This is a genomic window from Citrobacter sp. S55_ASV_140 (assembly GCF_018919505.1).
Classification (GTDB): Bacteria; Pseudomonadota; Gammaproteobacteria; order Enterobacterales; family Enterobacteriaceae; genus Citrobacter; species Citrobacter werkmanii.
Genome location: NZ_JAHLQZ010000050.1, coordinates 1 through 26,160 on the forward strand (window position 1 = coordinate 1; position 26,160 = coordinate 26,160).

Genomic DNA, 26,160 nt, shown 5'->3' on the forward strand with positions numbered 1-26,160 from the left:
CCATATCATCCGTAACATCGTCAACGATCCGGCGGTGGTGTTTGACGATATCGTCACCAACGAGCAGATCCAGAAGCGCGCGGAAGGCATTTCCAGCTACTATGACGAATTGATCGAGATGACCAGCTATTGGCATCTTCTCGGCGAAGGCACCCATAGCGTTAATGGCAAAACGGTTGTCGTGAATCTGCGTGAGCTGAAGAAAAAGCTGTACCTGTGCCTGATGAGCGTGAACGCGCTGGAAGCCATTCGCTTCTACGTCAGCTTCGCCTGCTCCTTCGCCTTCGCCGAACGTGAACTGATGGAAGGCAACGCGAAAATTATTCGTCTGATCGCCCGCGACGAAGCCCTGCATCTGACCGGTACGCAGCACATGCTGAACCTGCTGCGCAGCGGTGTAGACGACCCAGAGATGGCGGAAATCGCAGAAGAGTGTAAGCAAGAGTGCTACGACCTGTTCGTGCAGGCCGCGCTGCAAGAGAAAGAGTGGGCGGACTATCTGTTTCGTGACGGTTCGATGATCGGCCTGAACAAAGATATTCTGTGCCAGTACGTTGAGTACATCACCAACATTCGTATGCAGGCTGTTGGGCTGGATCTGCCGTTCCAGACGCGTTCTAACCCGATCCCATGGATCAACACCTGGCTGGTGTCCGATAACGTACAGGTTGCGCCGCAGGAAGTGGAAGTCAGCTCCTATCTGGTCGGCCAGATCGACTCCGAGGTTGATACCGACGATCTGAGTAACTTCCAGCTCTGATGGGCCGCGTTACTCTGCGCATCTCTGGCACACAGCTGCTGTGCCAGGATGAACACCCCTCCCTGCTTGCCGCACTCGAATCGCACAATGTTGAAGTCGAATACCAGTGTCGTGAGGGTTACTGTGGTTCCTGCCGTACCCGCCTGGTGGCGGGACAGGTGGACTGGATCGCCGAGCCTCTGGCCTTTATTCAGCCGGGCGAAATATTGCCCTGCTGTTGCCGGGCAAAAGGCGATATTGAAATCGAGCTGTAACGGTTAGTGCACTTCGTGTGCGCTAACTAACGGCATCGCCCCGCGGCGCTTCATCTGCGCAATGTACAGCGCCCCGGCTAAAACCACCAGCAGCGCCCCTACCAGATAAATCGCCCGATAGCCCACGCCCTCGACCATCATCCCCATAATGAACGCGCCGATCGCCATTCCCGCATCCATCGCATTGAAGAAAAGCGAATTGGCGATGCCAATTTTATGCGGCTCCACCGAGCTAATAATTTGTGTCTGGAATACCGGCGTGACTGAGCCGTAACCAATGCCGATTAATCCCCCGGCAATAATCATCATGATACTGCCGTTGGTGTAGCCAAGCGCCACCAGTCCGATGGTAAAGGCCAGCAAACACGGATATACCACGTATTTCGGCCCCTTTTTATCACAAATATTGCCGGTAAAGGTTCGACAGATCATCAGACAAATGGCGTAGCACAACAGGAAATTACTGGCGGCGGCCATCAGATCCAACTCGCGCGCATACAGCGCGAGAAAAGCAGAAACACCCGCATAGGAGAAAGTCATGAAAAACGTCACCATCGCGAAAGGCAGCGCGGCGCGATCAAACATTGCCGCAAATCCCAGCTTCGGTTTTGAGCCGTCGGCATGACGGATGACCGGCGGTACGGCGACGATCAATGACAGGATAATACCCAGTACGGCAACCGCGCTACACAGCCAGAATGCGGTGGTAAAAGCTTCCCAGCGTGCCATATTCAACCCTACCCACGGCCCCACAACCATTGCCAGTCCCATGGCCAACGAGAAAAAACTGATGCCCTCCCCACGTCGGGAGGCCGGTATCAGCCGCGCGGAAATCGTTCCTTTTACCGTGGTAATGACGCCAAACGTCACCCCATGAAGCACCCGAATAAACAGCAGCGATTCAATTGAGTGGCAAACAGGATACAGCGCAGTGACAACCAAAAAGGCCAGAGAAGAGAGCACCAGAATCGTTTTATTCGAATATTTCCCCACCCATTGCCCGGCGAACGGACGCACAACAATTGCGGCACCTAAAAAGAAGGTGACCAATAAGCCGGCTTTATCTGGCGTGGCGTGCAGGCGATCCGAAATATAGATCGGTAATAACGTAAGCAGGACATAAAACACAAAGAATATAATGAAGCTAATTATCGTGATTGCCCAAAAATCTTTCGTCCACAGTTTTTCTTTCATATTCGACAGCCTGTCCAGACGGCGCACGCAGGCAACGCTCAGCTCAACTGAGCAACGGAGAGGTGCGTCAAAATGTGATTTATACGGTAGACCGCAAGTGTAAACAGATTCATCATATTAGAGAAATTAATCGTTTTAATATTGTTAATTAGAAGGAACTAATGACATTAACCCAGATCCACGCCCTGCTTACCGTGCTTGAATGCGGCGGTTTTACCGAAGCCAGTAAGCGGTTGTATATGACCCAATCCGCTGTAAGCCAGGCCATTTCGGCGCTTGAAGAAGAGTTGGGAGTCGAATGTCTTATCCGCGAGCGCCGTAAAGACATTCAGCTCACCCCGGTTGGAAGGCGGATCGTTCCGCACCTGCGCATGATCGTTGCAGAAACCAACGCGGTGAAAGAGATTGCCGAGCAGGAGCGAAAAAACCCAGCCCGAACCCTGCGCATCGGCTGCTTTCCCAGCGCCTGCGCCTGCATTTTACCGGGCATTATCCACCACTTCGAACAGCATCATCCGCACATCAAAATCATTCCCTTCGAAGAAAACAGCACGGCGATCGTTGATTCCCTGCGCAGTGGGGACATTGATGCCGGATTTGTGCATTTTCCGGTGAGCGGCATGTACTGCGTACCGGTCTATCGCGACAAATTTACCGTCGTGGTTCCCGAAAGCCATCCTCTGGCAGCCCATACCGCGGTTACGGTTGAACAACTGGTGGGAGAACCGCTGATTATCAGTAAAGGTCGCTATGAATTAAGCATCATGACGCTATTTAAAGAGAAAGGTATCGAGCCGGTTATTAAATACGAATTTAACCATCCGGATACCGCGATGAGTTTTATTCGTCAGGGGCTGGGTATTGCGTTATTACCGGAGTTAACGCTGAAAGCCGTTGGCGGGGAGATACGCTCGGTGGCGCTGGAGCCGACGTTCTATCGACAGATATCGTTACTGGCAAAAGAGCCGCCGGTGGACGGCAGCCCTTTATTTCTCCTGCAGGCTTGTATGGAAACGTTGACAGCAGACGGCCTTATCTAACAGTTTATAACGTTACCCAATGAGGCCTGTGACCGGAGGTGCATCACAGGCCTTGTGCCATCACTCTTTATTCAGGAATTTCACTGCTTTGTCGGGGAAGTCGGTGAACAACCCGTCAACGCCCGCCTTGTTATACAGAATGTCATACAGCTGGTTTACGTCAGTGGTGTAATCCGGTAGCTGATCGGCACGAACAGTATAAGGATGCACCACCATCTTGTTCTGATGCGCGTCCTGAACCATGCCAGTTAACGAGATATTGCCTTTTTTCGACTTCTCATCAACCAGCATGTGGTAGTCCGGCCCAATGCCGTCCGCATACTGCGCCACCTGCTTCATGGCACCCGGTTTAAACATCCAGTCATAGTTGTAATTAACCCAACTACCGTCCGGCTTTTTCTCCTGGGTTTCATTCCAGTCAGTGTACGCAATCAACTGCACCAGATTGAGATCCATCCCCATCTTTGGTTCCAGTTCATTTTTAATGCGCTTTAACTCCGCGACATCAAAACACTGTAGGTAAACCTTGTCGTTTTTGCTGGTATACCCGTACTTTTTCAGCACTTCCAGCGTTTTCGCTGCGATGTCCTTCCCTTCCTGGTGATGGAACCACGGCGCCTTCATTTCCGGATAAATGCCGATGTTTTTACCGGTTGAGTGATTCAGTCCCTGAACGAACTCTATCTCTTCTTCGAAGGTGTGCACGCGGAAATCAGATTTACCCATCGGGAAGCGCCCAGGGTAAGTCTGTACCTTTTTGCCATTCTCGATATCAAAGCCTTCGGTAAATTTCAGCGATTTGATCTCGTCCAGCGTAAAGTCGATGGCGTAATAACGTCCATCTTTACGCGCACGATTCGGAAAACGCTCAGCGACATCGGTGACGCGGTCCAGATAGTGGTCATGCAGGACGACCAGATGGTCATCCTTGGTCATTACCAAATCCTGCTCCAGATAATCCGCGCCCTGAGCATAGGCCATCGCTTTCGCGGGCAGCGTATGCTCCGGTAAATAACCGCTTGCCCCACGATGCGCAATCACGATTTTATCGGCGGCGACCGCCGCGCTGCTAACAACCATACCAGCCAGCATCAGCGCCACGCTGAGACTTTTCAATGTGGTTTTCATTAATTAGCCCCCGTTACGTTTCAGCTGTACTTCTTCATGGTGACGTTTTTCACCAATCATGACGACCACCAGCAGAATGACCGCCAGCACGCTACCGCCAATCATCACCATAAAGCCGCCGTCCCAACCGAAGAAGTCAACGGTGTAGCCGACAATGGCGCTCGCCGCCACAGAACCGCCGAGATAACCGAACAGTCCGGTAAAGCCTGCCGCCGTGCCCGCCGCTTTTTTCGGCGCCAGTTCCAGCGCGTGCAGACCGATCAACATGACCGGGCCGTAGATCAGGAAGCCGATGATAATCATACAAGCCATATCAACGTTCGGGTTACCTGCCGGGTTCATCCAGTAAACGATGGTCGCGATAGTCACCAGCGTCATAAAGAACACGCCGGTCGCGCCACGGTTGCCACGGAAGACTTTATCCGACATCCAACCACACAGCAGCGTGCCCGGAATACCCGCGTATTCATACAGGAAGTAGGCCCAGGATGATTTATCGAGTGCGAAATGCTTCACTTCTTTCAGGTAGGTTGGTGACCAGTCCAGGATGCCGTAGCGCAGCAGATAAACGAACACGTTGGCGATAGCGATGTACCACAACAGTTTGTTTGGCAGTACGTACTGCATGAAGATCTGCTTGGCGGTCAGCTCTTCTTCAGCTTTCTCGTTGTAATCGTCCGGGTAGTCGTTCTTATACTCTTCGATAGGCGGCAGACCGCAGGACTGCGGCGTATCTCGCATCATCGCAAAGGCGAACAGCGCAACCACAATCGCACCGAAAGCAGGCATATACAGCGCCGCTTTCCAGTCATTGAACCAGGCCATACCGAGCAGGAACAGCAGAGGAGGCAGACCGCCGCCCACGTTGTGCGCACAGTTCCAGACGGAAACAATGCCGCCACGTTCTTTCTGCGACCACCAGTGCACCATGGTACGGCCACACGGCGGCCACCCCATCCCCTGGAACCATCCGCAGAGGAACAGCAGCACAAACATAATCGCAATGCTCGATGTCGCCCACGGCACAAAGCCCATAAACAACATCACTGCGGCAGCCAGAATCAAACCTGCTGGCAGGAAAACGCGCGGATTCGAGCGATCCGAAACGGACCCCATGATGAATTTCGAAAATCCGTAAGCGATGGAGATACCGGACAAGGCAAAACCCAGATCGCCGCGAGAGAAACCCTGCTCAACCAGATATGGCATCGCCAGGGCAAAGTTCTTACGTACCAGATAGTACGCGGCATAACCAAAGAAAATCCCCAGGAAAATCTGCCAACGCAATCGACGATATGTCGGGTCGATCTCCGTAGCAGGCAAACGCGCCTTATGTGGCGCTGGTTTAAAAATACTCAACATAGCGTAGCCTCCGTGGCCGTCTTTCATTCGAAGTAAACACTGCAGTTCGTCATTACTACCCTACCGCTTCCAGTGTGGCCGCGATGTTAAGGAAAGATACCTAACAAAAATGTGAAACGCAGCACAAATTGTTACAGATTTATGACAAATGTTCATAAAGGCGCACGAAATCACGTTTCATTTTCGAATAATGAGCGATTATGCGCGAAATCAAACAATCCATGTTTTTTATGTGGCTAAATGATAAAAAACGAACTGTGAGGAAAAACAATGAAAACTCGCGACTCGCAAACAAGTGACGTGATTATCATTGGTGGAGGAGCAACAGGTGCAGGGATCGCACGCGACTGTGCGCTGCGCGGGTTGCGCGTCATCTTAGTGGAACGCCACGATATCGCCACGGGCGCGACCGGACGTAACCATGGCCTGCTGCACAGCGGTGCGCGCTACGCCGTCACCGACGCTGAATCTGCCCGTGAGTGCATCAGCGAAAACCAGATTCTGAAACGTATCGCCCGTCATTGCGTTGAGCCGACGGACGGTCTGTTTATTACCCTGCCGGAGGATGAGCTCTCCTTCCAGGCTACCTTCATTCGCGCCTGTGAAGAGGCCGGTATTCGCGCAGAAGCGATTGACCCTCAGCAGGCGCGCATTATCGAACCCTCCGTCAACCCACAGTTGATTGGCGCGGTCAAAGTGCCGGACGGTACGGTCGATCCCTTCCGCTTAACCGCCGCCAACATGCTGGATGCGCGTGAGCATGGCGCAGTTATCTTAACGGCCCATGAAGTGACGGGGCTGATTCGCGAAGGGACAACGGTTTGCGGCGTTAACGTGCGCAATCACCTGACGGGTGAGATGCAGTCCCTGCATGCGCCGGTGGTGGTGAATGCCGCCGGGATCTGGGGCCAGCGCATTGCCGAATATGCCGATCTGAGTATCCGGATGTTCCCGGCCAAAGGATCGCTGCTGATTATGGATCATCGCATAAACCAGCATGTCATTAACCGCTGCCGTAAACCCTCTGACGCCGATATTCTGGTGCCTGGCGATACCATTTCGCTCATTGGCACCACCTCGCAGCACATTGATTACGACGATATCGACAGCAACCGCGTCACCGCAGAAGAGGTCGATATTCTGCTGCGCGAAGGTGAGAAACTGGCGCCGATTATGGCGAAAACACGCATTTTACGCGCCTACTCCGGTGTGCGACCGCTGGTCGCCAGCGACGACGATCCAAGCGGTCGTAACGTCAGCCGCGGTATTGTGCTGTTCGATCACGCTGAACGTGACGGACTGGATGGGTTTATCACCATTACCGGCGGCAAACTGATGACCTACCGTCTGATGGCGGAATGGGCCACCGATGCCGTTTGCCGTAAGCTGGGCAATTCTCAACCTTGCACCACAGCAGACACCGCGCTGCCCGGCTCGCAGGAATCCACCGAGCACACGCTGAAACGCGTAATTTCGTTGCCCGCGCCGTTGCGCGGTTCGGCGGTCTACCGTCACGGCGATCGCACCCCGGCATGGCTTAGCGAAGGTCGTCAGCACCGTAGCCTGGTCTGTGAATGTGAAGCGGTCACTGCGGGCGAAGTGCAATACGCCGTCGAGAATTTAACCGTCAACAGCCTGCTGGATTTGCGTCGCCGTACCCGCGTTGGTATGGGGACCTGCCAGGGCGAATTGTGCGCCTGCCGCGCCGCAGGTTTGCTGCAACGTTTTAATGTCACCACCGCTGCGCAATCTATTACCCAGCTTTCCGATTTCCTCAACGAGCGCTGGAAAGGCGTGCAGCCTATCGCCTGGGGCGACGCGCTGCGCGAAAGCGAATTCACGCGCTGGGTCTATCAGGGATTGTGCGGTCTGGAAAAGGAGCACCAGGATGAAATTTGATACCGTCATTATCGGCGGCGGCCTGGCAGGACTGCTGTGCGGCCTGCAACTGCAAAAAAGCGGGTTGCGCTGTACGATTGTCACGCGCGGCCAAAGCGCCTTGCATTTTTCCTCCGGCTCACTGGATTTGCTCAGCAACTTGCCCGATGGTCAACCGGTGATGGAGATAGAAGCCGGTCTGAATGCGCTGCGTACTCAGGCGCCCACGCATCCGTATAGCATCATCGGAACACAGAACGTCCTGGATCTTGCCCAGCAGGCGCAGGATCTGCTGGAAGAATGCGGAACGCATTTGCAGGGCAAAGTACACCAGTCACATCAACGCGTAACCCCGTTGGGAACCCTGCGCTCAACCTGGTTAAGTTCCCCAGAAGTTCCGGTGTGGCCACTGTCCGCACAGCGTATCTGCGTTGTCGGTATCAGCGGTTTACTGGATTTTCAGGCGCATCTCGCCGCGGCCTCGCTGCGCCAGCGCAATCTCAGCGTCGAGACGGCGGAAATCGATCTGCCTGAACTGGATGTCCTACGTGATAATCCAACCGAGTTTCGCGCTGTCAATATTGCGCGCCTGCTGGACAACGAAGATAAATGGTCGCTGCTCTATGATGCTTTACTGCCACTGGCAAAAACCTGCGACATGATTATTATGCCAGCCTGTTTCGGCCTGGCGGATGAGCGCCTTTGGCACTGGCTTAACGAGCGCCTTCCCTGCTCGTTGACGCTGTTACCGACTCTACCGCCTTCGGTACTGGGTATGCGTCTGCACAACAAATTACAGCGCCAGTTTGTACGCCAGGGCGGTGTCTGGATGCCGGGTGATGAAGTGAAGAAAATCACCTGTCAGGATGGCGTCGTCAATGAAGTCTGGACCCGTAACCATGCCGATATCCCGTTGCGTCCACGCTTCGCCGTGCTCGCCAGCGGCAGCTTTTTTAGCAGCGGTCTGGTCGCCACGCGCGAGGCCATTCACGAACCGATCCTCGGACTGGATGTACAGCAAACCGCCACCCGCGCCGAGTGGTATCAGCGTGATGTCTTCGATCCGCAACCGTGGCAACAGTTTGGCGTCACAACCGATGCCACTTTGCGCCCGTCGCTGGCGGGGAAAACGGTAGAGAACATGTATGCCATCGGTTCTGTTCTCGGTGGTTTTGACCCTATTGCCGAGGGTTGCGGAGGCGGCGTATGCGCAGTCAGCGCCTTACACGCCGCACATGACATTGCGAAACGTGCAGGAGGACAGCAATGAGCGACACACGTTTTGAAAGTTGTATCAAGTGCACGGTGTGCACCACCGCCTGCCCGGTAAGCCGCGTCAATCCGGGCTACCCTGGCCCAAAACAGGCCGGACCGGACGGCGAGCGTCTGCGTCTGAAAGATGGCGCGTTATACGACGATGCGCTGAAATACTGCATCAACTGTAAGCGCTGCGAAGTGGCGTGTCCGTCAGATGTGAAAATTGGCGATATCATCCAGCGTGCGCGCGCCAAATATGACACTACGCGTCCATCGCTGCGTAATTTTGTTTTAAGCCATACGGATTTAATGGGAAGTGTATCCACCCCGTTCGCGCCGATAGTGAATACCGCCACCTCGCTGAAACCGGTACGCCAGTTGCTGGACTACGCGCTGAAAATCGACCATCGCCGTACGCTGCCGAAATACTCCTTTGGTACGTTCCGCCGCTGGTATCGCAGCGTTGCCGCACAGCAGGCGCAGTATCCGGAGCAGGTCGCCTTTTTCCACGGCTGTTTTGTTAATTACAACCATCCGCAACTCGGCAAAGACCTGATCAAGGTCCTGAACGCCATGGGAACCGGCGTACAGCTGCTGAGCAAAGAGAAATGCTGCGGCGTACCGCTGATCGCCAACGGCTTTACCGATAAAGCGCGCAAACAGGCGGTCAGCAACGTGGCCTCGCTCAGGGAAGCAATTGACGGGAAAGGTATTCCGGTGATCGCCACCTCATCAACCTGTACCTTTGCACTCCGCGATGAGTACCCGGAAGTGCTGGACGTCGACAACACCGGCCTGCGCGAACATATTGAGCTGGCGACCCGCTGGCTGTGGCGCAAGCTGGATGAAGGCAAAACGTTGCCGCTGAAGACGCTACCGCTGAAAGTGGTCTATCACACGCCTTGCCATATGGAGAAAATGGGCTGGACGCTCTACACGCTGGAGCTGCTGCGCCAAATTCCGGGACTGGAGCTGACGGTGTTAGATTCTCAGTGTTGCGGAATCGCCGGAACATACGGCTTTAAAAAGGAAAACTACCCGACGTCACAATCGATTGGCGCACCGTTATTCCGCCAGATTGAAGAAAGCGGTGCCGATATCGTTGTCACCGACTGTGAAACCTGTAAATGGCAGATAGAGATGTCTACAAGCCTTCGCTGTGAACATCCGATCACCCTGCTTGCCAAAGCATTAGGTTAACTCTGTTGCCCGGTGGCGTTTGTTACCGGGCATTTTTGCGTACTCTGTTCCGCCTATCTGAATACGTTGCAATCGGGCGTACTTATCTCTGATTCACTCACGCAAATAGCCAAATCCCCCAATGCAGCTCTGATTAAAAGTGAGTACCGTCATGCCATCTTCTCCTTCACGTGACGGACTACCATGGATGAATCAACCACCGCTACACCGCATGATGCCGTTTTTAAGAAGATAATGTCTTACCCTGAGATGGCTCGGGATTTTCTGGATATTCACCTTCCTCCAGCATTACGTGAAATATGCGATTTGCAAACGCTGAAGCTGGAGCCCGGCAGTTTTATCGAACAGGATCTCCGCGCGTTCTATTCCGACGTATTGTGGTCGTTAAAAACCCGCGAAGGCCAGGGTTATATTTATTGTGTTATTGAACATCAGAGTACAGCGGTACAGCATATGGCATTTCGCCTGATGCGTTATGCCATTGCTGCGATGCAGCATCATCTTGATGCTGGAAATAAAACGCTGCCACTGGTCGTTCCCATGTTGTTTTATCACGGCCAGCAAAGTCCCTACCCCTGGTCACTCAACTGGCTGGATGAATTTGACTGTCCGCAACTGGCACGACAACTGTATTCAGAGGCTTTCCCGCTGGTGGACATCACCGTAATACCGGACGATTAGATTGCGCAGCATCGGCGCGTCGCGTTGCTTGAATTAATGCAAAAACATATTCGCGATCGTGATTTGATGGGGCTGGTGGACCGTCTGGTCTCGCTTTTAGTTACAAGCACCGCTAATGACAGCCAGCTGCAAACGCTATTAAATTACCTGCTACGATACGGCAATGTTTCTCACGTCAGCGCATTTATCCATGAGGTTGCCGAACGTTCCCCCCATCACAAGGAGAGGTTGATGACGATCGCAGAGAGGCTAAGATAAGAAGGCCACCACCATGGCCTACAAGAAGGGATACAGCAAGGATTAGAACAGGGAGTGCAAAAAGGTACGCAAGAAGAAGCCTTACGTATCGCTCGCATGATGCTGGAAAATGGAATTGATCATAATTTGGTTCAGTTAATTACCGGGCTATTGCCTGGCGAAGTTACAGAGTGAGTCAGGTTGGGAAGGTTTGTAGCCTTCCCAATCAATGTTTAAATCGTCAGCGATTCAACCACTTCTATCCAGCCGTGTTCGCTGGCGATATCCTGGCCGTTTAGCCAACGACGCAGCATATTCAGCGCCATCATCGCGCAAACTTCCTGACGAATCGGCAAACTGTAGCGATTAGCGCTAAGCCTTACGCGCAAGGCATGTGTCCCATCCGGGGTTGCCAGCGCAAAGTTGATATGTTCGCTTTCGAATGCCGATACTGCCAGCGCCAGCCCGGCATAGTGTTTGCCGCGTCGCTCGGTAATCCAGTGCGCCGTTTGCGCCAGCGTTTCTTCCTGAGGTGGAACCACTTCACTCGCTAGCAGAGGAGCATTAGCGCGAGAGAGCTGGAGTGCAACTAAGCCACCGGTGAACTGTTCGCTCAGCGTCAGACTGTATTGTCGCTCCTGCAATGTGCGGGCGATTTGCGCAGGCAAACCTTCCGTACCTTCGAATATCATATTCTGCCCGGCAACCCGCTTCACTTCAGGCCACAGCGCCAGCATGGCGTCTCGTTGGGAATCAGGCCCGGTCAGCTTCAGCTCAATAATCGGCATCGACGAGCGGTAACCCATTGTCACTCCCGGCGGCAAAGGCAGCGGATCCAGACTCTGCGCCAGATCGCTTTCGGAACGGCCAAAGGTGGTTAATCGCAGGCAGAGAGGTGGTTGAGGCAGAGAAAAACGCTCACGCAAACGCGGCAGAATCTCATGCTCAACCATGACTTTAAATTCCGATGGCACGCCAGGCGTAAAGAACATCAGGCAGCGGTTTAGCTTCACGGCGAACCCGCACGCGGTGCCGACAGGATTATTGATAAATTCAGCGCTGGCAGGAAGCTCAGCCTGTTTGCGGTTGCTCGGCGCCATGACGCGGCCACGGTCGCGGAAATAACGCTCCATCTCGGCCAGCCAGGCTTCATGCAATACCAGCCCCTCGCCTTTTGCCGTTGCCGCCGCCTGCGCGCTTAAATCATCGCTGGTTGGCCCCAGACCGCCATTAACGATCAGCACATCGGCGTGTTCGCTACGCTCACGTAGAATAGCGACCAAATCGTCAAGATTGTCCCCTACCGTATTACGGCGGGTTAACGGTAATCCCTGATTAAAGAAAAAATCAGCCAGCCAGGCGGCATTGGTGTCGACGATTTGTCCGTGCAACACTTCATCCCCGGTGGATAGCATCTCCACGTTTAACATCGTGTTCTCCTGCTTTTATGATGAAAACACTATAGCGCATGGAGGGGGGAAGGCGCGACTGAACGCCGCGCCAGAAATGTCAGAAGCTGGCGTTAACCCCAACGTACGGACCATCAGCAATCGCGTTATCGCGGTTGCCATCTTTACCCGCCAGGTTCAGGTAGCGATAACCGGCTTCAATGCTCAGCGGGCGCATAATTGTCAGACGCGCACCGGCATTGGCTTCTTCATAGCTGTCGATACCGCTGGAAAGCGAATCAGGAGAGTAATAGTACTCGCCAAACAGGCGGAAACTATCGCCAATCGGCCACTGCAAACCGCCACCAACTGCCGCCGCGTAGCCTTCATCACCATCATTAGGGTTAGTATAAATACCTTTCCCTCCGACGGTTGCCAGCAACGGACCAAGTGGAATATTCAGACCCAGTCCCAGACCGGCTGCATCGCCGTCGTCATCGTTATGCATCCAGTTACCGCTGACCGCCAGTCCGGTAGATTCAGTCCCCATACCAAACCCAAGGTTGGTGTAATCTTCGCCCGCCTGGCCACTAATGCTAATTGCGCTCGCCGATGCGGAAACAAACAGCATTCCGGCAAAACCCAACATTAAACTTTTTTTCATTTTCTATCCTTTCCAGCAAGAATCAAAACATAGCCCCAAAACCGAGGAATTGTACTGCCAGATGACAAGGAATCAATGAGCTAAAAAAGCGATGCAATGGCATATTGTAACCAAATACTACTTACAAGTTTGAGTTAAGGTTAAATTCCATGGCTATTTGCAGAATCGACATAGCAGGCCCCCGTTTTCAACAAACATCCCCTTCTCCCCTGATAAAGCAGGGTTAAACGTCACGGAAGCGTTTTTTCTGCCGCCAGCAAAAGGTAAGATGGGTACACAATGGAATTCTCAGCATCCCCTACAAGGATCCAACCTATGCGCCAAAGAACGATTGTTTGTCCATTAATTCAAAATAATGGCTGTTATTTACTGTGCAAAATGGCTGATGACCGTGGTGTTTTCCCCGGCCAGTGGGCGCTTTCTGGCGGCGGTGTTGAAGCGGGCGAACGCATTGAAGAGGCTTTGCGTCGGGAAGTAAGGGAAGAACTGGGCGAACAGCTCGTGTTGTCAGAAATTACCCCCTGGACCTTCAGTGATGATATTCGCACCAAAACCTATGCCGATGGCAGCCAGGAAGAGATTTACATGATTTACCTCATCTTTGATTGTGTCGCGGCGAATCGTGAAGTGAACATTAACGAAGAGTTTCAGGCATTCGCCTGGGTTAAACCGGAAGATCTCGGCACGTACGACTTAAATGTCGCCACGCGTAAAACGTTAACCCTGAAAGGATTACTGTAAATTATCATTCTAATAGCGGCATAAAATACCTTCCTGAATTGCGGCATTGCATTGACCTGGCTACAGCAACCAGCAATGCCGTTTACGCCACGCCATTTCTGTAAAATTCATTTAATTTCACAATAATAAGTTAAAAACACCGTTATTTTCCTTTATATCTCGAACCTTAAACTCTTAAGGATAAATTAACCTTCAGTCATTAACCTTTGAAGCCTGATAAATAATTAACGACGCGCCTGTTTATCGCGAAAAATAAAACGTCGGTGCGTTAAATGGCTTGAAGGAATAATGATGTCTGACTTTTTGCCTTTCTCTCGCCCGGCGATGGGAGCTGAAGAGCTTGCCGCAGTGAAGGCGGTTCTGGACTCGGGATGGATAACCACCGGTCCGCAAAATCAGCAGTTGGAACAAGCCTTCTGCCAGCTCACGGGAAATCAGCATGCCGTCGCCGTCTGCTCCGCCACCGCTGGAATGCACATCACGCTAATGGCGCTGGGCATCGGTGCGGGTGATGAGGTCATCACGCCATCAATGACGTGGGTTTCTACCCTCAATATGATTGTCCTGCTGGGTGCGACGCCGGTCATGGTCGACGTTGATCGTGATACGCTCATGGTCACGCCAGAGCAAATTGAAGCGGCCATCACGCCGCGAACCAAAGCGATTGTTCCGGTACATTACGCAGGCGCCCCGGCCGATCTTGACGCGATTTATGCCATTGGCGAGCGCTATGGCATTCCGATCATCGAAGATGCGGCGCACGCCGTAGGGACGTTATATAAGAATCGTCATGTCGGCGCGCACGGCACCGCTATTTTCTCGTTTCACGCCATCAAAAATATTACCTGTGCGGAAGGTGGGCTGATTGTTACCGACGACGGCCAGCTTGCCCAGCGGCTTCGCAGTCTGAAGTTTCACGGCCTGGGCGTTGATGCTTTTGATCGACAAACCTACGGCCGCGCGCCGCAGGCTGAAGTGTTGGCGCCAGGATACAAATACAACCTCACGGATATCAATGCCGCCATCGCGCTGGTCCAGCTGAAGAAACTGGAGCAACTGAACTCACGCCGCGCACAAATTGCCCGGGAGTATCAACAGGCGCTGGCCGATACGCCATTTCAACCGTTGAGCCTGCCCCAGTGGTCTCACGTTCACGCCTGGCATCTGTTTATCATTCGTGTTGACGAAGCGCGCTGTGGCCTGAACAGAGATGCCTTAATGGAAGCGCTGAAGGCCAGAAATATCGGCACCGGTCTGCATTTTCGTGCGGCCCATACGCAAAAATATTATCGCGAACGCTTCACCACGCTTTCGCTGCCCAATACAGAGTGGAATAGCGCACGCATCTGCTCGCTGCCGTTGTTCCCCGATATGACCGCCACTGACACCCAGCGAGTTATTACGGCACTTCGCGAGATTGCAGGACAATAACCATGTTTGAAGCAACACCGATCAAAAAAGTCTCGGTGGTCATTCCCGTTTTTAATGAACAGGAAAGCCTGCCAGAGCTAATCAGACGTACCAGCGCCGCCTGCGAAAAATTGGGCAAAGAGTATGAAATCTTGCTGATCGATGACGGCAGCAGCGACCATTCCGCGCAACTGATGATGGACGCGTCTCAGGCGCCGAACAGCCATATTGTTTCTATTCTGCTGAACCGCAATTACGGCCAGCACTCGGCGATTATGGCTGGTTTCAGCCATGTCAGCGGTGACTTGATCATCACGCTGGATGCCGATTTACAAAACCCGCCGGAGGAGATCCCACGGCTGGTCGCCACCGCAGATGAAGGCTTCGATGTGGTCGGAACGGTACGCCAGAACCGACAGGACAGTGTATTTCGTAAGACCGCTTCGCGCATGATCAACCACCTGATTCAGCGTACTACCGGTAAAGCAATGGGCGACTACGGCTGCATGCTACGCGCCTATCGTCGCCATATTGTCGATGCCATGCTGCATTGTCAGGAGCGCAGCACCTTTATTCCGATTCTGGCCAACATTTTTGCCCGTCGCGCCACGGAGATCCCGGTACACCATGCAGAGCGTGAATTTGGTGATTCTAAATACAGCTTCATGCGTCTGATCAACCTGATGTATGACCTGGTGACCTGTCTGACCACCACGCCGTTACGTATGTTGAGCCTGCTCGGCAGCGTGATTGCCGCCACGGGCTTTACGTTGTCCGTTCTGCTTGTTGTGTTGCGCCTGACGCTCGGCCCGCAGTGGGCCGCGGAAGGGGTATTCATGCTGTTTGCCGTCCTGTTTACCTTTATCGGCGCACAGTTCATTGGCATGGGTTTACTCGGCGAATATATCGGTCGCATCTATAACGATGTCCGCGCCCGCCCCCGCTATTTTGTTCAACACGTTATCCGCCCACAAACCACGCAGTCAACCGAGGAAAACCGCGCATGAAAGCCGTCGTATTTGCCTATCACGATATGGGATGTCAGGGTGTCCAGGCCTTGTTGGATGCAGGTTATGAAATCGCCGCAATTTTTACGCACACCGACAACCCGGGTGAAAAAGCGTTTTTTGGCTCTGTTTCCCGCCTCGCCGCCAGCGCCGGTATTCCGGTTTACGCCCCGGACGAGGTTAATCATCCTTTGTGGATCGAGCGCATTAGCCAACTGGCACCCGATGTTATCTTCTCGTTCTACTATCGCCATTTACTGAGTGAGGAGATCCTCAGACTTGCGCCCAAGGGAGCATTTAATCTGCACGGCTCGCTGCTGCCGAAATATCGCGGCCGCGCGCCGCTGAACTGGGTATTGGTCAATGGCGAAACCGAAACCGGCGTCACGCTTCATCGCATGATCAAACGCGCGGATGCGGGCGCTATTATCGCCCAGCAGTCTGTCGCTATCTCTCCGGATGATGTGGCGTTAACGCTGCACCATAAATTGTGCCAGGCTGCGCGTCACCTGCTGGAACAGGTGCTGCCCGCGATTAAAACGGGGGATTACGCAGAGCGCCCTCAACAGGAAGCAGAGGCTACCTGTTTTGGCCGCCGCACACCGGAAGATAGCTTCCTAGACTGGAACAAACCCGCCGCGGAGCTGCATAACCAGGTCCGCGCTGTCAGCGATCCGTGGCCGGGCGCATTTAGCTATGTCGGCACGCAAAAGTTCACCGTCTGGTCATCGCGTGTTTGCACAAATAGCCTTGCAGCCCAACCTGGCACCGTCATCTCCGTGTCGCCTTTGCTGATCGCCTGTGTCGATGGCGCACTGGAGATTATTACCGGGCAAGCTGGCGATGGTATTGCAATGCAGGGCTCACAGCTGGCGCAGGTTCTGGGCCTCGTACCCGGTTCTCGTCTGAACAGCCAGTCAGTTACCACCAGCAAACGTCGTACTCGCGTGCTGATCCTCGGCGTTAACGGCTTCATTGGTAACCATCTGACCGAGCGCCTGCTGCAAGAAGACAATTACGAAGTATATGGACTCGATATTGGTAGCGACGCCATTGGGCGTTTCCTGCAACATCCGCGTTTCCATTTCGTTGAAGGCGACATCAGTATTCACTCCGAATGGATTGAATATCATGTAAAAAAATGCGACGTCGTATTGCCGCTGGTCGCGATCGCCACGCCAATCGAATATACCCGTAACCCACTGCGCGTGTTTGAGCTTGATTTTGAAGAGAACCTGAAAATCATTCGCTACTGCGTGAAGTACCGTAAGCGCATCATTTTCCCGTCAACATCCGAAGTTTACGGCATGTGTACCGATAAAGTCTTCGATGAGGACAGCTCGAATCTGATCGTCGGTCCGGTGAATAAACCGCGTTGGATCTACTCCGTTTCCAAACAGTTGCTGGACCGCGTGATCTGGGCATACGGCGAAAAAGAGGGATTGCGCTTCACCCTGTTCCGTCCGTTTAACTGGATGGGACCGCGTCTGGACAGTCTGAATGCCGCGCGAATCGGCAGCTCACGCGCCATTACCCAATTGATTCTCAATCTAGTGGAAGGCTCACCGATTAAGCTGATTGAAGGCGGCAAGCAAAAACGCTGCTTTACCGACATTCGCGATGGTATCGAAGCCCTGTACCGCATTATTGAAAATGAAGGCGGACGTTGTGACGGCGAGATTATCAATATCGGTAACCCGGAGAACGAAGCGAGTATTCAGGAACTGGCAGAAATGCTGCTTTCCTGCTTTGAAAAACATCCATTACGTCAGCATTTTCCGCCGTTTGCCGGTTTCCGCGACGTCGAAAGCAGCACCTACTATGGTAAAGGTTATCAGGACGTTGAGCATCGTAAGCCCAATATTCGTAACGCAAAACGTTGTCTGAACTGGGAACCCACCATTGAGATGCAGGAAACGGTAGAAGAGACGCTGGACTTCTTCTTACGCAGTGTGGATATCACGGAACACACATCATGACCAAAGTTGGCTTGCGCATTGATGTCGACACGTTCAGGGGGACGCGCGAAGGCGTGCCCCGCCTGCTGGAGACATTGAACCGACATAACGTTCGGGCAAGTTTTTTCTTTAGCGTGGGACCTGACAACATGGGACGCCATCTCTGGCGTCTTGTGAAGCCACAATTTCTGTGGAAGATGCTGCGCTCAAACGCAGCATCGCTCTACGGATGGGATATTTTGCTGGCGGGTACAGCATGGCCGGGAAAAGAGATCGGCCAGGCCAATGCGGCAATTATTGCGCAAACCGCCCTGCTTCATGAAACCGGTTTGCATGCCTGGGATCACCATGCCTGGCAGGCGCGAAGCGGAAACTGGAATGACAAAGAGCTGATTGACGATATTTCACGTGGCATTACCGACCTTGAAGCTATCATCAATCAGCCCGTTACCTGCTCCGCCGTTGCGGGATGGCGTGCCGATGACCGCGTCGTCCATGCCAAAGAAACGTTCCATCTGCGCTATAACAGCGACTGTCGGGGAACGTCGTTATTCCGTCCTGTGCTGGCATCCGGGAAAACAGGTACGCCGCAAATTCCTGTCACATTACCCACATGGGATGAAGTGGTGGGTCAGGAGGTCCAGGCGGTGGACTTTAACGCTTATATTCTCTCCCACATCCGGATGAGCAGAGGGACGCCGGTGTACACCATTCATGCAGAAGTGGAAGGTATCGCCTTTCAGCAGAATTTTGACGAGCTGCTTACTCGCGCTGCCGACATGGGGATTACGTTTTGCCCGCTCGGGGAGCTGCTACCGGACGATATCAGTACGCTGCCAACAGGGCGGATCGTGCGTGGGAAAATTCCCGGCAGAGAGGGATGGCTTGGCTGTCAGCAACCCGTGGATATGACACAATGAAATCGGTACGTAACGCCCTGGCATTTATCGCTTTTATCGCGCTGTATTTTATTTTACCTATTAATAGTCGTCTGCTGTGGCAACCTGATGAAACGCGCTATGCCGAAATCAGCCGGGAGATGCTGACCTCTGGCGACTGGATCGTTCCGCACTTTTTAGGGCTGCGTTATTTTGAAAAACCGATTGCCGGATACTGGTTGAACAGCATCGGGCAATGGCTGTTTGGCGCCAATAATTTTGGCGTCAGAGCGGGCGCTATTTTTGCCACCTTGCTGACTGCGCTACTGGTAGCCTGGCTTACTATGCGAATATGGCAGGATAAGCGTACCGCAGTACTCTCTTCAGTCATCTTTTTAACCTTTTTTTCGGTCTATAGCATCGGTACCTACGCGGTACTTGATCCTATGATCGCACTCTGGCTCATGGCGGGCATGTGCTGCTTTTGGGAGGGGATGCAGGCCACGACCAGAACACGCAAAATCATCGCCTTTCTGCTGTTAGGGTTAACCTGCGGCATGGGCGTGATGACCAAGGGTTTTCTGGCGCTTGCCGTTCCTGTGCTCAGCGTACTGCCGTGGGTTTTCGTGCAAAAACGCTGGAAAGACCTGATCATCTACGGCCTGTTGGCAGTCGTCGGCTGCGTCGTGATTGTGCTGCCGTGGGGAGTTGCGATTGCTCAGCGTGAGCCGGACTTCTGGCATTATTTCTTTTGGGTCGAACACATTCAACGCTTCGCCCAGGATGATGCCCAACATAAAGCCCCTGTCTGGTACTACATTCCCGTGCTTTTGGCTGGCGCGTTACCGTGGCTCGGGCTGCTTCCCGGCGCGCTACGCACGGGCTGGCGGGAACGCGATGTTTCGCGCAGCACACTATACCTGCTAAGCTGGATTATCATGCCGATCCTGTTTTTCAGCATCGCAAAAGGAAAACTGCCGACCTATATTCTTTCCTGCTTCGCGCCGTTGGCGATATTAACGGCGCGGTTCGGCCTGCGGGCCGCGCAAAAAGGTTCAGCCGCGCTGCGTGTGAATGGCTGGATCAACGTTCTGTTTGGTGTGGCGGGCATTATCGCCACGTTTATTGTTTCCACGCTGGGACCGTTGAAAACGCCTGTCTGGTCGCATATCGAAACCTATAAGGTTTTTTGTGCATGGGGTATTTTTCTCACCTGGACGCTCTTTGGCTGGTATACGTTAAATAACCGCGAGAAGAACTGGCAATTTGCCGCGTTTTGCCCATTAGGACTGGCGCTGTTGTTTGGCTTCTCCATTCCCGATCGGGTCATGGAATCTAAACAACCGCAGTTTTTTGTCGAGATGACCAAAGAGTCGCTGGAATCCAGCCGCTATATTCTCACCGACAGCGTTGGCGTCGCTGCGGGGCTGGCCTGGAGCCTGAAGCGTGACGACATCATGCTATACGGACAAACAGGCGAGTTGAAATACGGCCTCAACTATCCGGATGCCCACGGGCGCTTTGTCAGTCGGACGGACTTTGCCGACTGGTTAGCCCAACACCGTCAGCAAGGAAATATTACCCTCGTGCTCTCGATTGATAAGAATGAAGATATTAATCAACTAGCCATTCCTCCCGCTGATTATATCGATAATCAGGGGCGCCTGGTCCTGATTCAGTATCGACCGAAATGATCTGGATAGTCTTAATTTTCGCCAGCCTGCTCAGCGTATGCGGACAGTTATGCCAGAAGCAGGCAACCCGTCCGGTACCATCAGGCAGGCGAAAACGCCATATTACGCAATGGATTGGGCTGGCCCTGGCAAGCCTCGGCCTGGCTATGCTGCTGTGGCTGGTGGTGTTGCAGAATATCCCTGTTGGCATCGCCTATCCCATGCTGAGCCTGAATTTTGTCTGGGTGACGCTGGCCGCCTGGAAAATCTGGCGCGAACCGGTCGCAACGCGCCACTGGCTGGGTGTGGGGCTGATAATCGCCGGCATATTCATTCTTGGGAGCGCGGTGTAATGGGCATTTTTTGGGGATTATGTAGCGTTATTATCACCTCGGCCGCCCAACTGAGTCTCGGCTTTGCGATGGATAATCTGCCGCCGATGCTGCAACCGTTGAAATTTCTATCCGCCGTATTCGCCCTCAACACTGGCGCATTTGCTCTTTTTAGTGGGCTGGCGGGATATTTACTGTCGGTAATTTGCTGGCATAAGGCCCTGCATCAGCTCGCCCTGAGCAAGGCTTATGCCCTGCTCAGCCTCAGCTATGTTCTGGTTTGGATCGCATCCATGATTCTGCCCGGCTGGCAGGGCACATTTTCAGTGAAAGCGCTGGCTGGGGTACTGTGCATCATGGCGGGTTTAATGGCGATTTTTCTGCCTGCTGACCAGCATCGGCGCTGAGCTCATTTATCTGCCGACAGTCGTACCAGGCGCTCCCATTCGTCACATATGTACTGTCTGGCATCGATTATTTTAATCACGCGAGATGCATCACGATTAACACAATACTGGGCGTCTTTCAGCGGCGAAAGGAGATCGCCAGGTTTAACCTGCTCGGAAGATTGCGCCTCAGCAAGCATCTTAAGTGATCCACCGCTATCGCAAAGTACGATATAGAGCCTCCCTGCTTTCTTATGACAGCAAGACTTCTTCACATGCCATTCCATAGCGCACCTTTTGTTAATCAATTTCACATCAGGTTACACTTTAGCTGATAAACAAAACGACAATAGCGACGGAATGGCAAAAATGAGAAATGTAATTAATGTTTTCTTAATGTTAATGATGAAGCACTTACCCAATCTGCCAACGCGCGACGAGAGATTTTAATCCCTCCGGCTTTGAGCTCGGGCGGCAACGTCAGCCAACAAACCGGTTGCTGAAAACGGGCCAGCTTATCCTGAACCCACTCTGCAAGATTGGCGTCACCAGCATCGGTGTCATACTCAACGACCGCCACCGGACGATGACCAAACTCTTTATCTTCTAATGGGACAATAAAGGCCTGCAGAACCTGCGGATGCGCTGCAATCACGCGTTCCACTTCTTCTGGCTGTATGCCTTCCCCGCCGCTAAAAAACAGATTGTCCATGCGACCGATAATGGTTAATTTGCCGTCCTTTAACACCCCACGATCGCGGGTGGCAAACCAGCCTTCCGCGTTAACCAGAGGGGTAAGCTGCCCGTTGCGCCAGTAGCCTTGCGCCATGCTGGCCGCACGCAGCCAGACTTCGTCATCCACGATTCTGACTTCTCTGCCCGCTAAGGCTGAACCGACATCTGCCAGACCATCCGCCTCTTTCGCACAGACGGTGGAAGCGAATTCCGTCAGTCCATAACCGCACCAGCAGCGAATCCCCTGATCGCGCGCCTGCTCCATCAACTCAACAGGAATAGCCGCGCCGCCCAGCAGCACCGCTTTGAGCGTAACCGGCGTTTTATTGACCAACAAGCGCCACAACTGAGTAGGGACCAACGAGGCATGGGTGCAGCCGATCAGCATTTGTTCCAGCGGCTGCTTGTCGCGCACGGTCATTCGCGCTCCGGCAAACAACCAGCGCCATAAAATACCCTGGCCGGAGACATGAAACAGCGGCAGTGAAAGCAGCCAGTCATCTTCAGCGCCAAACGGCATTAATGACAGCACCCCCTGCGCGCTTGCCAGATGCGCCTGACAGGTGTGAACCGCCGCTTTCGGCAATCCGGTGGAACCTGAGGTTAACGTCATTGTGCTCAAGCGCTGAGGCAACCACGCGGCGGCATGTGCGCCAGGTAGCGCCTGCATCTGCAACGGATTCAGCCCCGGGAACGCGGTAGCCGCCTCCAGATCCAACGCAAAACGTAGCGTTAAGTCCGGAACCAGCGCGTCAAGCAACGACTGTGGCAACTGCGGGTTCACAGGTAAAACCCGCGCCCCACATTGCAGCAGCGCGAGCCAGGCCAGTAAGGCTCGCGGATGATTCCATGCGCGGAGCAGGACGCCATCGCCCTCTTCCACGCCCTGAGCGGCAAACCCGCAGGCCAGATGATCGACGCGCGTGCAAAGCTCACTCCAGCTTAATACTTCATCGTTGAGGCGCAGGGCTGGCGCCTGCGCACGAACCTGTCGCCAGTCGCGCCAGGGCCAGTCAGTGCCCGCTAAGCTCGCGCTAGCAGGCGTTTCCCATGAGGTCATAGCAGGCGTTCCAGCGCATCAACGGCAATACACGGCAACGCGCTACCCGGCCAGGCGCGTACCTGCTGGCACTGCATCAGACTCAGCGTGTCCAGACCCGGAATGGTCTGCGGCGTCAGCCAGGCGGCAATTCTCGCCAGTTGGGTTAAGCCAAGACTCGACTCAATAGATGAACTGATAACGGCGGTGAGACCAAGGGCATGCGCTGCCGCAACCTGTTCACGCACTTTGTCGAGACTACCGGTCAGCGTCGGTTTGATAACCACAGCCTTGACACCCTCTTCGGCTTCAAAGGTGAAATCCGCTTCGCGCAGACTTTCGTCCCAGGCGATAGCGATGCCGGTTTCACGCGCGAATGCGCGTGAGTCATCGCGCGTTTTACATGGTTCTTCAAGGAAGGCAATGCGTCCACGATACTCTGGATTGACGTATTTCGCGAACTGTTGGGCTTTCAACGGCGTCCAGGCACGGTTGGCGTCAAGTCGCAGATGCAGCTCCGGAATCGCCTCCAGCAGCAGATTGGCTACCATCCCGTCGCGAACCGCTTCATACAGCCCAACCTTGATCTTGGCGACTTTTTCGCCCGGCATATCCGCCAGTTGCAGCACCAGATCGTCAGGATCGCCCGTACACAGAGGCGCAGCACGATAGTCTGCAGCCTCCGGCAGAGCGTCTGCCAGTTCGGCCAGCGCACAGCTTGCGCCAAAAGCGACAGAAGGCAGTTGTGGTAAAGAAGCATCCCCTTGCAGCCAGCCTTTCACCCAGGCCAGCAGCTCGGTTTGCGCCTCTTCCCAGCTTTCCTGACTAAAGCCTGGCAGCGGGGAGATCTCTCCCCACCCTTCACGCTCGCCGTCACGCAGACAAACATACAGCCCGTCACGCGTTTTTAACCGCCTGTCGCGCAGAATCACCCCCGCGTCCATGGGGATCTGCCAGCGGTATACCTGCGCGCTACGCATTACGGATTCCGTTTGAATTTGCTGAAGTCAGGCTGACGTTTCTGGTTAAAGGCGTTACGGCCTTCCTGACCTTCTTCCGTCATGTAGAACAGCATGGTGGCGTTACCGGCCAGCTCTTGCAGGCCTGCCTGCCCATCGCAGTCGGCGTTCAGCGCCGCTTTCAGGCAACGCAGCGCCATCGGGCTGTTTTGCAGCATCTCACGGCACCAGCGTACGGTCTCTTTCTCCAGATCTGCCAGCGGAACCACGGTGTTGACCAGGCCCATATCCAGCGCCTGTTGCGCATCGTACTGACGGCACAGGAACCAGATCTCACGCGCTTTTTTCTGACCAACGATACGGGCCATATAAGAGGCACCCCAACCGCCGTCGAAGGAACCCACTTTCGGGCCGGTCTGACCAAAGATGGCGTTTTCCGCCGCAATGGTCAGGTCACACATCATATGCAGCACATGGCCGCCGCCAATGGAGTACCCTGCCACCATCGCCACGACCGGTTTCGGGCAGGTACGAATCTGACGCTGGAAGTCCAGCACGTTCAGGTGATGCACACCGGAGTCATCCTGATATCCGCCGTAGTCGCCACGCACTTTCTGATCGCCACCTGAGCAGAACGCTTTGTCACCCGCACCGGTCAAAATGATCACGCCGATGTTATCGTCATAGCGGGCATCCGCCAGCGCCTGGATCATCTCTTTTACGGTAACAGGACGGAAAGCATTGCGTACCTGCGGACGATTAATGGTGATTTTGGCGATACCATCGGTGGATTTCTCGTAGAGAATGTCGGTATAGCCTGCAGAGCAATCGTGCCATTCTACCGGTGCGTAAAGCATTGTTTCATCAGGATAGATCATAAAATGTCCTATAGTCAGCGACGCAGAATCTGAGCCAGACAGTCCACCACGCCAGCGGGGTTGTCCCGATGCGCGTTGTGTCCGGCATTACGAATCACATGGTTTGGTACTGACATTTCCGTCGCCAGCGCGCGGAATTTATCGTCACGTTCACCACATAAATAATAAAACGGAAATGTGCGCGCAGTGAGTCGCGCACGTAAATCAGGTTGTACGGCAAGCGAGGTGGCCTCCAGCATCGCCGCCAGCGTATGCCCATTATTCTGGCTACGCAGATCGACCAGCGTCTCTCTTTGCGCCGCATTCAGCGAGGAAAATACCGGCTGTTGATACCAGTCATTAAATACCTCACGCAGCGGTTCAGCGCGAAAACGCGCGGCCCAGCGGCCATCTGAAAGGCGACGTTGAACGCGCGCCTCCTCGCTTTGCAAACCAGGATGTCCACCTTCAACGACCAGACCGCAAAGTCCGGGCATCTCCTGACAGGCCGCCATCATCGCGACTCTGCCGCCAAGAGAGTAGCCCACCAGCCAGTAGCTAAGTATGTTGTAACTAAGCAAGGTGCTACGCAATAACGCACAAACATCATTGAACCCGCTCACCTTGATGTCGGCGGAACCGCCGTGTCCCGGCAGGTCGATATACAGCCGCGAATAATCCTGAAACGCTTCGCCGACCGTCTGCCATTCCCGACAGTCGCCGGAGAACCCGTGCAGGAAAACCAGCCAGGGTGATCCACTCTGGCTAACGGTCGCCTGGGCGTGCAGGATCATAGATGGCTTACCTGCGCCAGCAGTTGCTGCAGGGTTTGCGCCCCGTCAGTTTCGTTCACCACCAGCTCAATAACCGTTGCCGCAGGAGTACGCCAGGCATTTGTCAACGCGCTCTCCAGTTGCTCCCAGTTTTCTGGGCGCTGATATTTGAGGTTAAACATGGCCGCGGCATGCTCAAAGTGCACGTTCTGCGGCATCAGATAGAACCGTTCACGTTCACTTGCCGGCGTCGGCAGCAGGGAAAATATCTGCCCACCGTTATTATTGACCACTATCAGGACAAACGGCGCGGAAACCTGACGCAATAACGCCAGCGCATTGAGGTCATACAGTGCAGATAAATCACCG

25 protein-coding genes and 1 pseudogene are annotated in these 26,160 nt (G+C 53.9%); 15 read left to right on the plus strand and 11 right to left on the minus strand.

Going from position 1 to position 26,160, the window contains the following annotated elements; all coding sequences use genetic code 11:
- The coding region (nrdB, locus tag KQJ18_RS10255; RefSeq protein WP_216421912.1) for a class Ia ribonucleoside-diphosphate reductase subunit beta at window positions 1-760 on the plus strand (760 nt) is incomplete at its 5' end.
- Window positions 760-1,014 carry a ferredoxin-like diferric-tyrosyl radical cofactor maintenance protein YfaE gene (yfaE, locus tag KQJ18_RS10260; RefSeq protein ID WP_038642236.1) on the plus strand — a complete coding sequence of 85 codons (255 nt, stop codon included), beginning with the start codon at window positions 760-762 and terminating at the stop codon, window positions 1,012-1,014. The genes nrdB and yfaE, both read left to right, overlap by 1 nt.
- 3 nt (window positions 1,015-1,017) lie before the next feature.
- Here yfaE and KQJ18_RS10265 read toward each other — a convergent pair whose 3' ends face one another.
- Window positions 1,018-2,208 carry an MFS transporter gene (locus tag KQJ18_RS10265; protein WP_038642238.1) on the minus strand — a complete coding sequence of 397 codons (1,191 nt, stop codon included), beginning with the start codon at window positions 2,206-2,208 and terminating at the stop codon, window positions 1,018-1,020.
- Window positions 2,209-2,369: 161 nt separating this feature from the next.
- Here KQJ18_RS10265 and KQJ18_RS10270 point away from each other — a divergent pair, with 161 nt between their 5' ends.
- Entirely contained in the window at window positions 2,370-3,248 is an 879-nt protein-coding gene (locus KQJ18_RS10270; RefSeq protein ID WP_085047836.1) for a LysR family transcriptional regulator, read from the plus strand.
- Window positions 3,249-3,308: 60 nt separating this feature from the next.
- Here the strand turns inward: KQJ18_RS10270 and glpQ are convergent, their stop codons facing one another.
- Window positions 3,309-4,376, minus strand: a complete 1,068-nt coding sequence (glpQ, locus tag KQJ18_RS10275) for a glycerophosphodiester phosphodiesterase (RefSeq protein ID WP_038642242.1) — start codon at window positions 4,374-4,376, stop codon at window positions 3,309-3,311.
- A 3-nt stretch (window positions 4,377-4,379) separates the two neighbouring features.
- On the minus strand, window positions 4,380-5,738 hold the full coding sequence (gene glpT / locus KQJ18_RS10280) for a glycerol-3-phosphate transporter (RefSeq protein ID WP_038642244.1): 1,359 nt from the start codon (window positions 5,736-5,738) through the stop codon (window positions 4,380-4,382).
- A gap of 270 nt (window positions 5,739-6,008) precedes the next feature.
- On the opposite strand from glpT, the gene glpA reads away from it, so the two are divergent.
- The 4 genes and pseudogenes from glpA to KQJ18_RS10300 all read left to right on the plus strand — a co-directional run bounded on the left by glpA (window position 6,009) and on the right by KQJ18_RS10300 (window position 11,186).
- Window positions 6,009-7,637, plus strand: coding sequence for an anaerobic glycerol-3-phosphate dehydrogenase subunit A (gene glpA / locus KQJ18_RS10285; RefSeq protein ID WP_038642246.1), 1,629 nt, complete (start codon window positions 6,009-6,011; stop codon window positions 7,635-7,637).
- Window positions 7,627-8,886 (plus strand): glycerol-3-phosphate dehydrogenase subunit GlpB, encoded by a 1,260-nt coding sequence (glpB, locus tag KQJ18_RS10290; RefSeq protein ID WP_110497358.1) that lies wholly within the window; start codon window positions 7,627-7,629, stop codon window positions 8,884-8,886. The genes glpA and glpB overlap by 11 nt, the downstream gene beginning before the upstream one ends.
- Window positions 8,883-10,073: an anaerobic glycerol-3-phosphate dehydrogenase subunit GlpC gene (glpC, locus tag KQJ18_RS10295; protein ID WP_038642250.1), complete on the plus strand. Its 1,191-nt coding sequence runs from the start codon at window positions 8,883-8,885 to the stop codon at window positions 10,071-10,073. The genes glpB and glpC overlap by 4 nt, the downstream gene beginning before the upstream one ends.
- Before the next feature lie 183 nt (window positions 10,074-10,256).
- A pseudogene (locus KQJ18_RS10300) lies at window positions 10,257-11,186 on the plus strand (Rpn family recombination-promoting nuclease/putative transposase).
- Window positions 11,187-11,224: 38 nt separating this feature from the next.
- On the opposite strand, the gene KQJ18_RS10305 reads toward KQJ18_RS10300, so the two are convergent.
- Window positions 11,225-12,421, minus strand: a complete 1,197-nt coding sequence (locus KQJ18_RS10305; protein WP_042307141.1) for a nicotinamide mononucleotide deamidase-related protein YfaY — start codon at window positions 12,419-12,421, stop codon at window positions 11,225-11,227.
- 79 nt (window positions 12,422-12,500) lie between these two features.
- A complete protein-coding gene (locus KQJ18_RS10310; RefSeq protein ID WP_038642254.1) occupies window positions 12,501-13,043 on the minus strand; it encodes a YfaZ family outer membrane protein in 543 nt (180 codons plus the stop codon).
- Window positions 13,044-13,358: 315 nt separating this feature from the next.
- Between KQJ18_RS10310 and nudI the strand changes: the two genes are divergently transcribed.
- The 8 genes from nudI to arnF all read left to right on the plus strand — a co-directional run bounded on the left by nudI (window position 13,359) and on the right by arnF (window position 21,449).
- Complete coding sequence (gene nudI, locus KQJ18_RS10315; protein ID WP_038642256.1) at window positions 13,359-13,784, plus strand: nucleoside triphosphatase NudI; 426 nt, start codon at window positions 13,359-13,361, stop codon at window positions 13,782-13,784.
- Between the two features lie 291 nt (window positions 13,785-14,075).
- Window positions 14,076-15,215 (plus strand): UDP-4-amino-4-deoxy-L-arabinose aminotransferase, encoded by a 1,140-nt coding sequence (gene arnB / locus KQJ18_RS10320; RefSeq protein WP_087857372.1) that lies wholly within the window; start codon window positions 14,076-14,078, stop codon window positions 15,213-15,215.
- A 2-nt stretch (window positions 15,216-15,217) separates the two neighbouring features.
- Window positions 15,218-16,201, plus strand: a complete 984-nt coding sequence (gene arnC / locus KQJ18_RS10325) for an undecaprenyl-phosphate 4-deoxy-4-formamido-L-arabinose transferase (protein ID WP_087857371.1) — start codon at window positions 15,218-15,220, stop codon at window positions 16,199-16,201.
- Window positions 16,198-18,180 carry a bifunctional UDP-4-amino-4-deoxy-L-arabinose formyltransferase/UDP-glucuronic acid oxidase ArnA gene (arnA, locus tag KQJ18_RS10330; RefSeq protein ID WP_216421913.1) on the plus strand — a complete coding sequence of 661 codons (1,983 nt, stop codon included), beginning with the start codon at window positions 16,198-16,200 and terminating at the stop codon, window positions 18,178-18,180. The genes arnC and arnA overlap by 4 nt, the downstream gene beginning before the upstream one ends.
- Window positions 18,177-19,079 (plus strand): 4-deoxy-4-formamido-L-arabinose-phosphoundecaprenol deformylase, encoded by a 903-nt coding sequence (arnD, locus tag KQJ18_RS10335; RefSeq protein WP_216421914.1) that lies wholly within the window; start codon window positions 18,177-18,179, stop codon window positions 19,077-19,079. Before arnA ends, arnD begins: the two co-directional genes overlap by 4 nt.
- Entirely contained in the window at window positions 19,076-20,731 is a 1,656-nt protein-coding gene (gene arnT, locus KQJ18_RS10340; RefSeq protein ID WP_216421915.1) for a lipid IV(A) 4-amino-4-deoxy-L-arabinosyltransferase, read from the plus strand. The genes arnD and arnT overlap by 4 nt, the downstream gene beginning before the upstream one ends.
- Window positions 20,728-21,063: a 4-amino-4-deoxy-L-arabinose-phosphoundecaprenol flippase subunit ArnE gene (gene arnE, locus KQJ18_RS10345; protein ID WP_042307126.1), complete on the plus strand. Its 336-nt coding sequence runs from the start codon at window positions 20,728-20,730 to the stop codon at window positions 21,061-21,063. Before arnT ends, arnE begins: the two co-directional genes overlap by 4 nt.
- Entirely contained in the window at window positions 21,063-21,449 is a 387-nt protein-coding gene (gene arnF / locus KQJ18_RS10350) for a 4-amino-4-deoxy-L-arabinose-phosphoundecaprenol flippase subunit ArnF (RefSeq protein WP_110497346.1), read from the plus strand. Before arnE ends, arnF begins: the two co-directional genes overlap by 1 nt.
- A 2-nt stretch (window positions 21,450-21,451) precedes the next feature.
- On the opposite strand, the gene pmrD is transcribed toward arnF, so the two are convergent.
- The 6 genes from pmrD to KQJ18_RS10380 form a co-directional block, all read right to left on the minus strand.
- Complete coding sequence (pmrD, locus tag KQJ18_RS10355) at window positions 21,452-21,715, minus strand: signal transduction protein PmrD (protein WP_087857366.1); 264 nt, start codon at window positions 21,713-21,715, stop codon at window positions 21,452-21,454.
- A 95-nt stretch (window positions 21,716-21,810) separates the two neighbouring features.
- Window positions 21,811-23,223: an o-succinylbenzoate--CoA ligase gene (gene menE / locus KQJ18_RS10360; protein ID WP_216421916.1), complete on the minus strand. Its 1,413-nt coding sequence runs from the start codon at window positions 23,221-23,223 to the stop codon at window positions 21,811-21,813.
- Complete coding sequence (menC, locus tag KQJ18_RS10365; RefSeq protein WP_038642276.1) at window positions 23,220-24,182, minus strand: o-succinylbenzoate synthase; 963 nt, start codon at window positions 24,180-24,182, stop codon at window positions 23,220-23,222. Before menC ends, menE begins: the two co-directional genes overlap by 4 nt.
- Complete coding sequence (gene menB, locus KQJ18_RS10370; RefSeq protein ID WP_038642278.1) at window positions 24,182-25,039, minus strand: 1,4-dihydroxy-2-naphthoyl-CoA synthase; 858 nt, start codon at window positions 25,037-25,039, stop codon at window positions 24,182-24,184. The genes menC and menB overlap by 1 nt, the downstream gene beginning before the upstream one ends.
- Window positions 25,040-25,053: 14 nt before the next feature.
- Complete coding sequence (gene menH, locus KQJ18_RS10375) at window positions 25,054-25,812, minus strand: 2-succinyl-6-hydroxy-2,4-cyclohexadiene-1-carboxylate synthase (RefSeq protein WP_085047818.1); 759 nt, start codon at window positions 25,810-25,812, stop codon at window positions 25,054-25,056.
- The coding region (locus KQJ18_RS10380; protein ID WP_253297475.1) for a thiamine pyrophosphate-dependent enzyme at window positions 25,809-26,160 on the minus strand (352 nt) is incomplete at its 5' end. The genes KQJ18_RS10380 and menH, both read right to left, overlap by 4 nt.

Excerpts from the sequence above, each read along its gene's own strand:
- pmrD (WP_087857366.1), bottom strand. The coding sequence starts at position 21,715 with ATGGAATGGCATGTGAAGAAGTCTTGCTGTCATAAGAAAGCAGGGAGG.
- menB (WP_038642278.1), bottom strand. The coding sequence starts at position 25,039 with ATGATCTATCCTGATGAAACAATGCTTTACGCACCGGTAGAATGGCAC.
- glpT (WP_038642244.1), bottom strand. The coding sequence starts at position 5,738 with ATGTTGAGTATTTTTAAACCAGCGCCACATAAGGCGCGTTTGCCTGCT.
- glpQ (WP_038642242.1), bottom strand. The coding sequence starts at position 4,376 with ATGAAAACCACATTGAAAAGTCTCAGCGTGGCGCTGATGCTGGCTGGT.
- menE (WP_216421916.1), bottom strand. The coding sequence starts at position 23,223 with ATGACCTCATGGGAAACGCCTGCTAGCGCGAGCTTAGCGGGCACTGAC.
- glpC (WP_038642250.1), top strand. The coding sequence starts at position 8,883 with ATGAGCGACACACGTTTTGAAAGTTGTATCAAGTGCACGGTGTGCACC.
- nudI (WP_038642256.1), top strand. The coding sequence starts at position 13,359 with ATGCGCCAAAGAACGATTGTTTGTCCATTAATTCAAAATAATGGCTGT.
- arnE (WP_042307126.1), top strand. The coding sequence starts at position 20,728 with ATGATCTGGATAGTCTTAATTTTCGCCAGCCTGCTCAGCGTATGCGGA.
- arnB (WP_087857372.1), top strand. The coding sequence starts at position 14,076 with ATGTCTGACTTTTTGCCTTTCTCTCGCCCGGCGATGGGAGCTGAAGAG.
- KQJ18_RS10310 (WP_038642254.1), bottom strand. The coding sequence starts at position 13,043 with ATGAAAAAAAGTTTAATGTTGGGTTTTGCCGGAATGCTGTTTGTTTCC.
- KQJ18_RS10270 (WP_085047836.1), top strand. The coding sequence starts at position 2,370 with ATGACATTAACCCAGATCCACGCCCTGCTTACCGTGCTTGAATGCGGC.
- arnC (WP_087857371.1), top strand. The coding sequence starts at position 15,218 with ATGTTTGAAGCAACACCGATCAAAAAAGTCTCGGTGGTCATTCCCGTT.
- yfaE (WP_038642236.1), top strand. The coding sequence starts at position 760 with ATGGGCCGCGTTACTCTGCGCATCTCTGGCACACAGCTGCTGTGCCAG.
- menH (WP_085047818.1), bottom strand. The coding sequence starts at position 25,812 with ATGATCCTGCACGCCCAGGCGACCGTTAGCCAGAGTGGATCACCCTGG.
- arnD (WP_216421914.1), top strand. The coding sequence starts at position 18,177 with ATGACCAAAGTTGGCTTGCGCATTGATGTCGACACGTTCAGGGGGACG.
- menC (WP_038642276.1), bottom strand. The coding sequence starts at position 24,182 with ATGCGTAGCGCGCAGGTATACCGCTGGCAGATCCCCATGGACGCGGGG.
- glpB (WP_110497358.1), top strand. The coding sequence starts at position 7,627 with ATGAAATTTGATACCGTCATTATCGGCGGCGGCCTGGCAGGACTGCTG.
- KQJ18_RS10305 (WP_042307141.1), bottom strand. The coding sequence starts at position 12,421 with ATGTTAAACGTGGAGATGCTATCCACCGGGGATGAAGTGTTGCACGGA.
- arnA (WP_216421913.1), top strand. The coding sequence starts at position 16,198 with ATGAAAGCCGTCGTATTTGCCTATCACGATATGGGATGTCAGGGTGTC.
- arnF (WP_110497346.1), top strand. The coding sequence starts at position 21,063 with ATGGGCATTTTTTGGGGATTATGTAGCGTTATTATCACCTCGGCCGCC.
- KQJ18_RS10265 (WP_038642238.1), bottom strand. The coding sequence starts at position 2,208 with ATGAAAGAAAAACTGTGGACGAAAGATTTTTGGGCAATCACGATAATT.
- glpA (WP_038642246.1), top strand. The coding sequence starts at position 6,009 with ATGAAAACTCGCGACTCGCAAACAAGTGACGTGATTATCATTGGTGGA.
- arnT (WP_216421915.1), top strand. The coding sequence starts at position 19,076 with ATGAAATCGGTACGTAACGCCCTGGCATTTATCGCTTTTATCGCGCTG.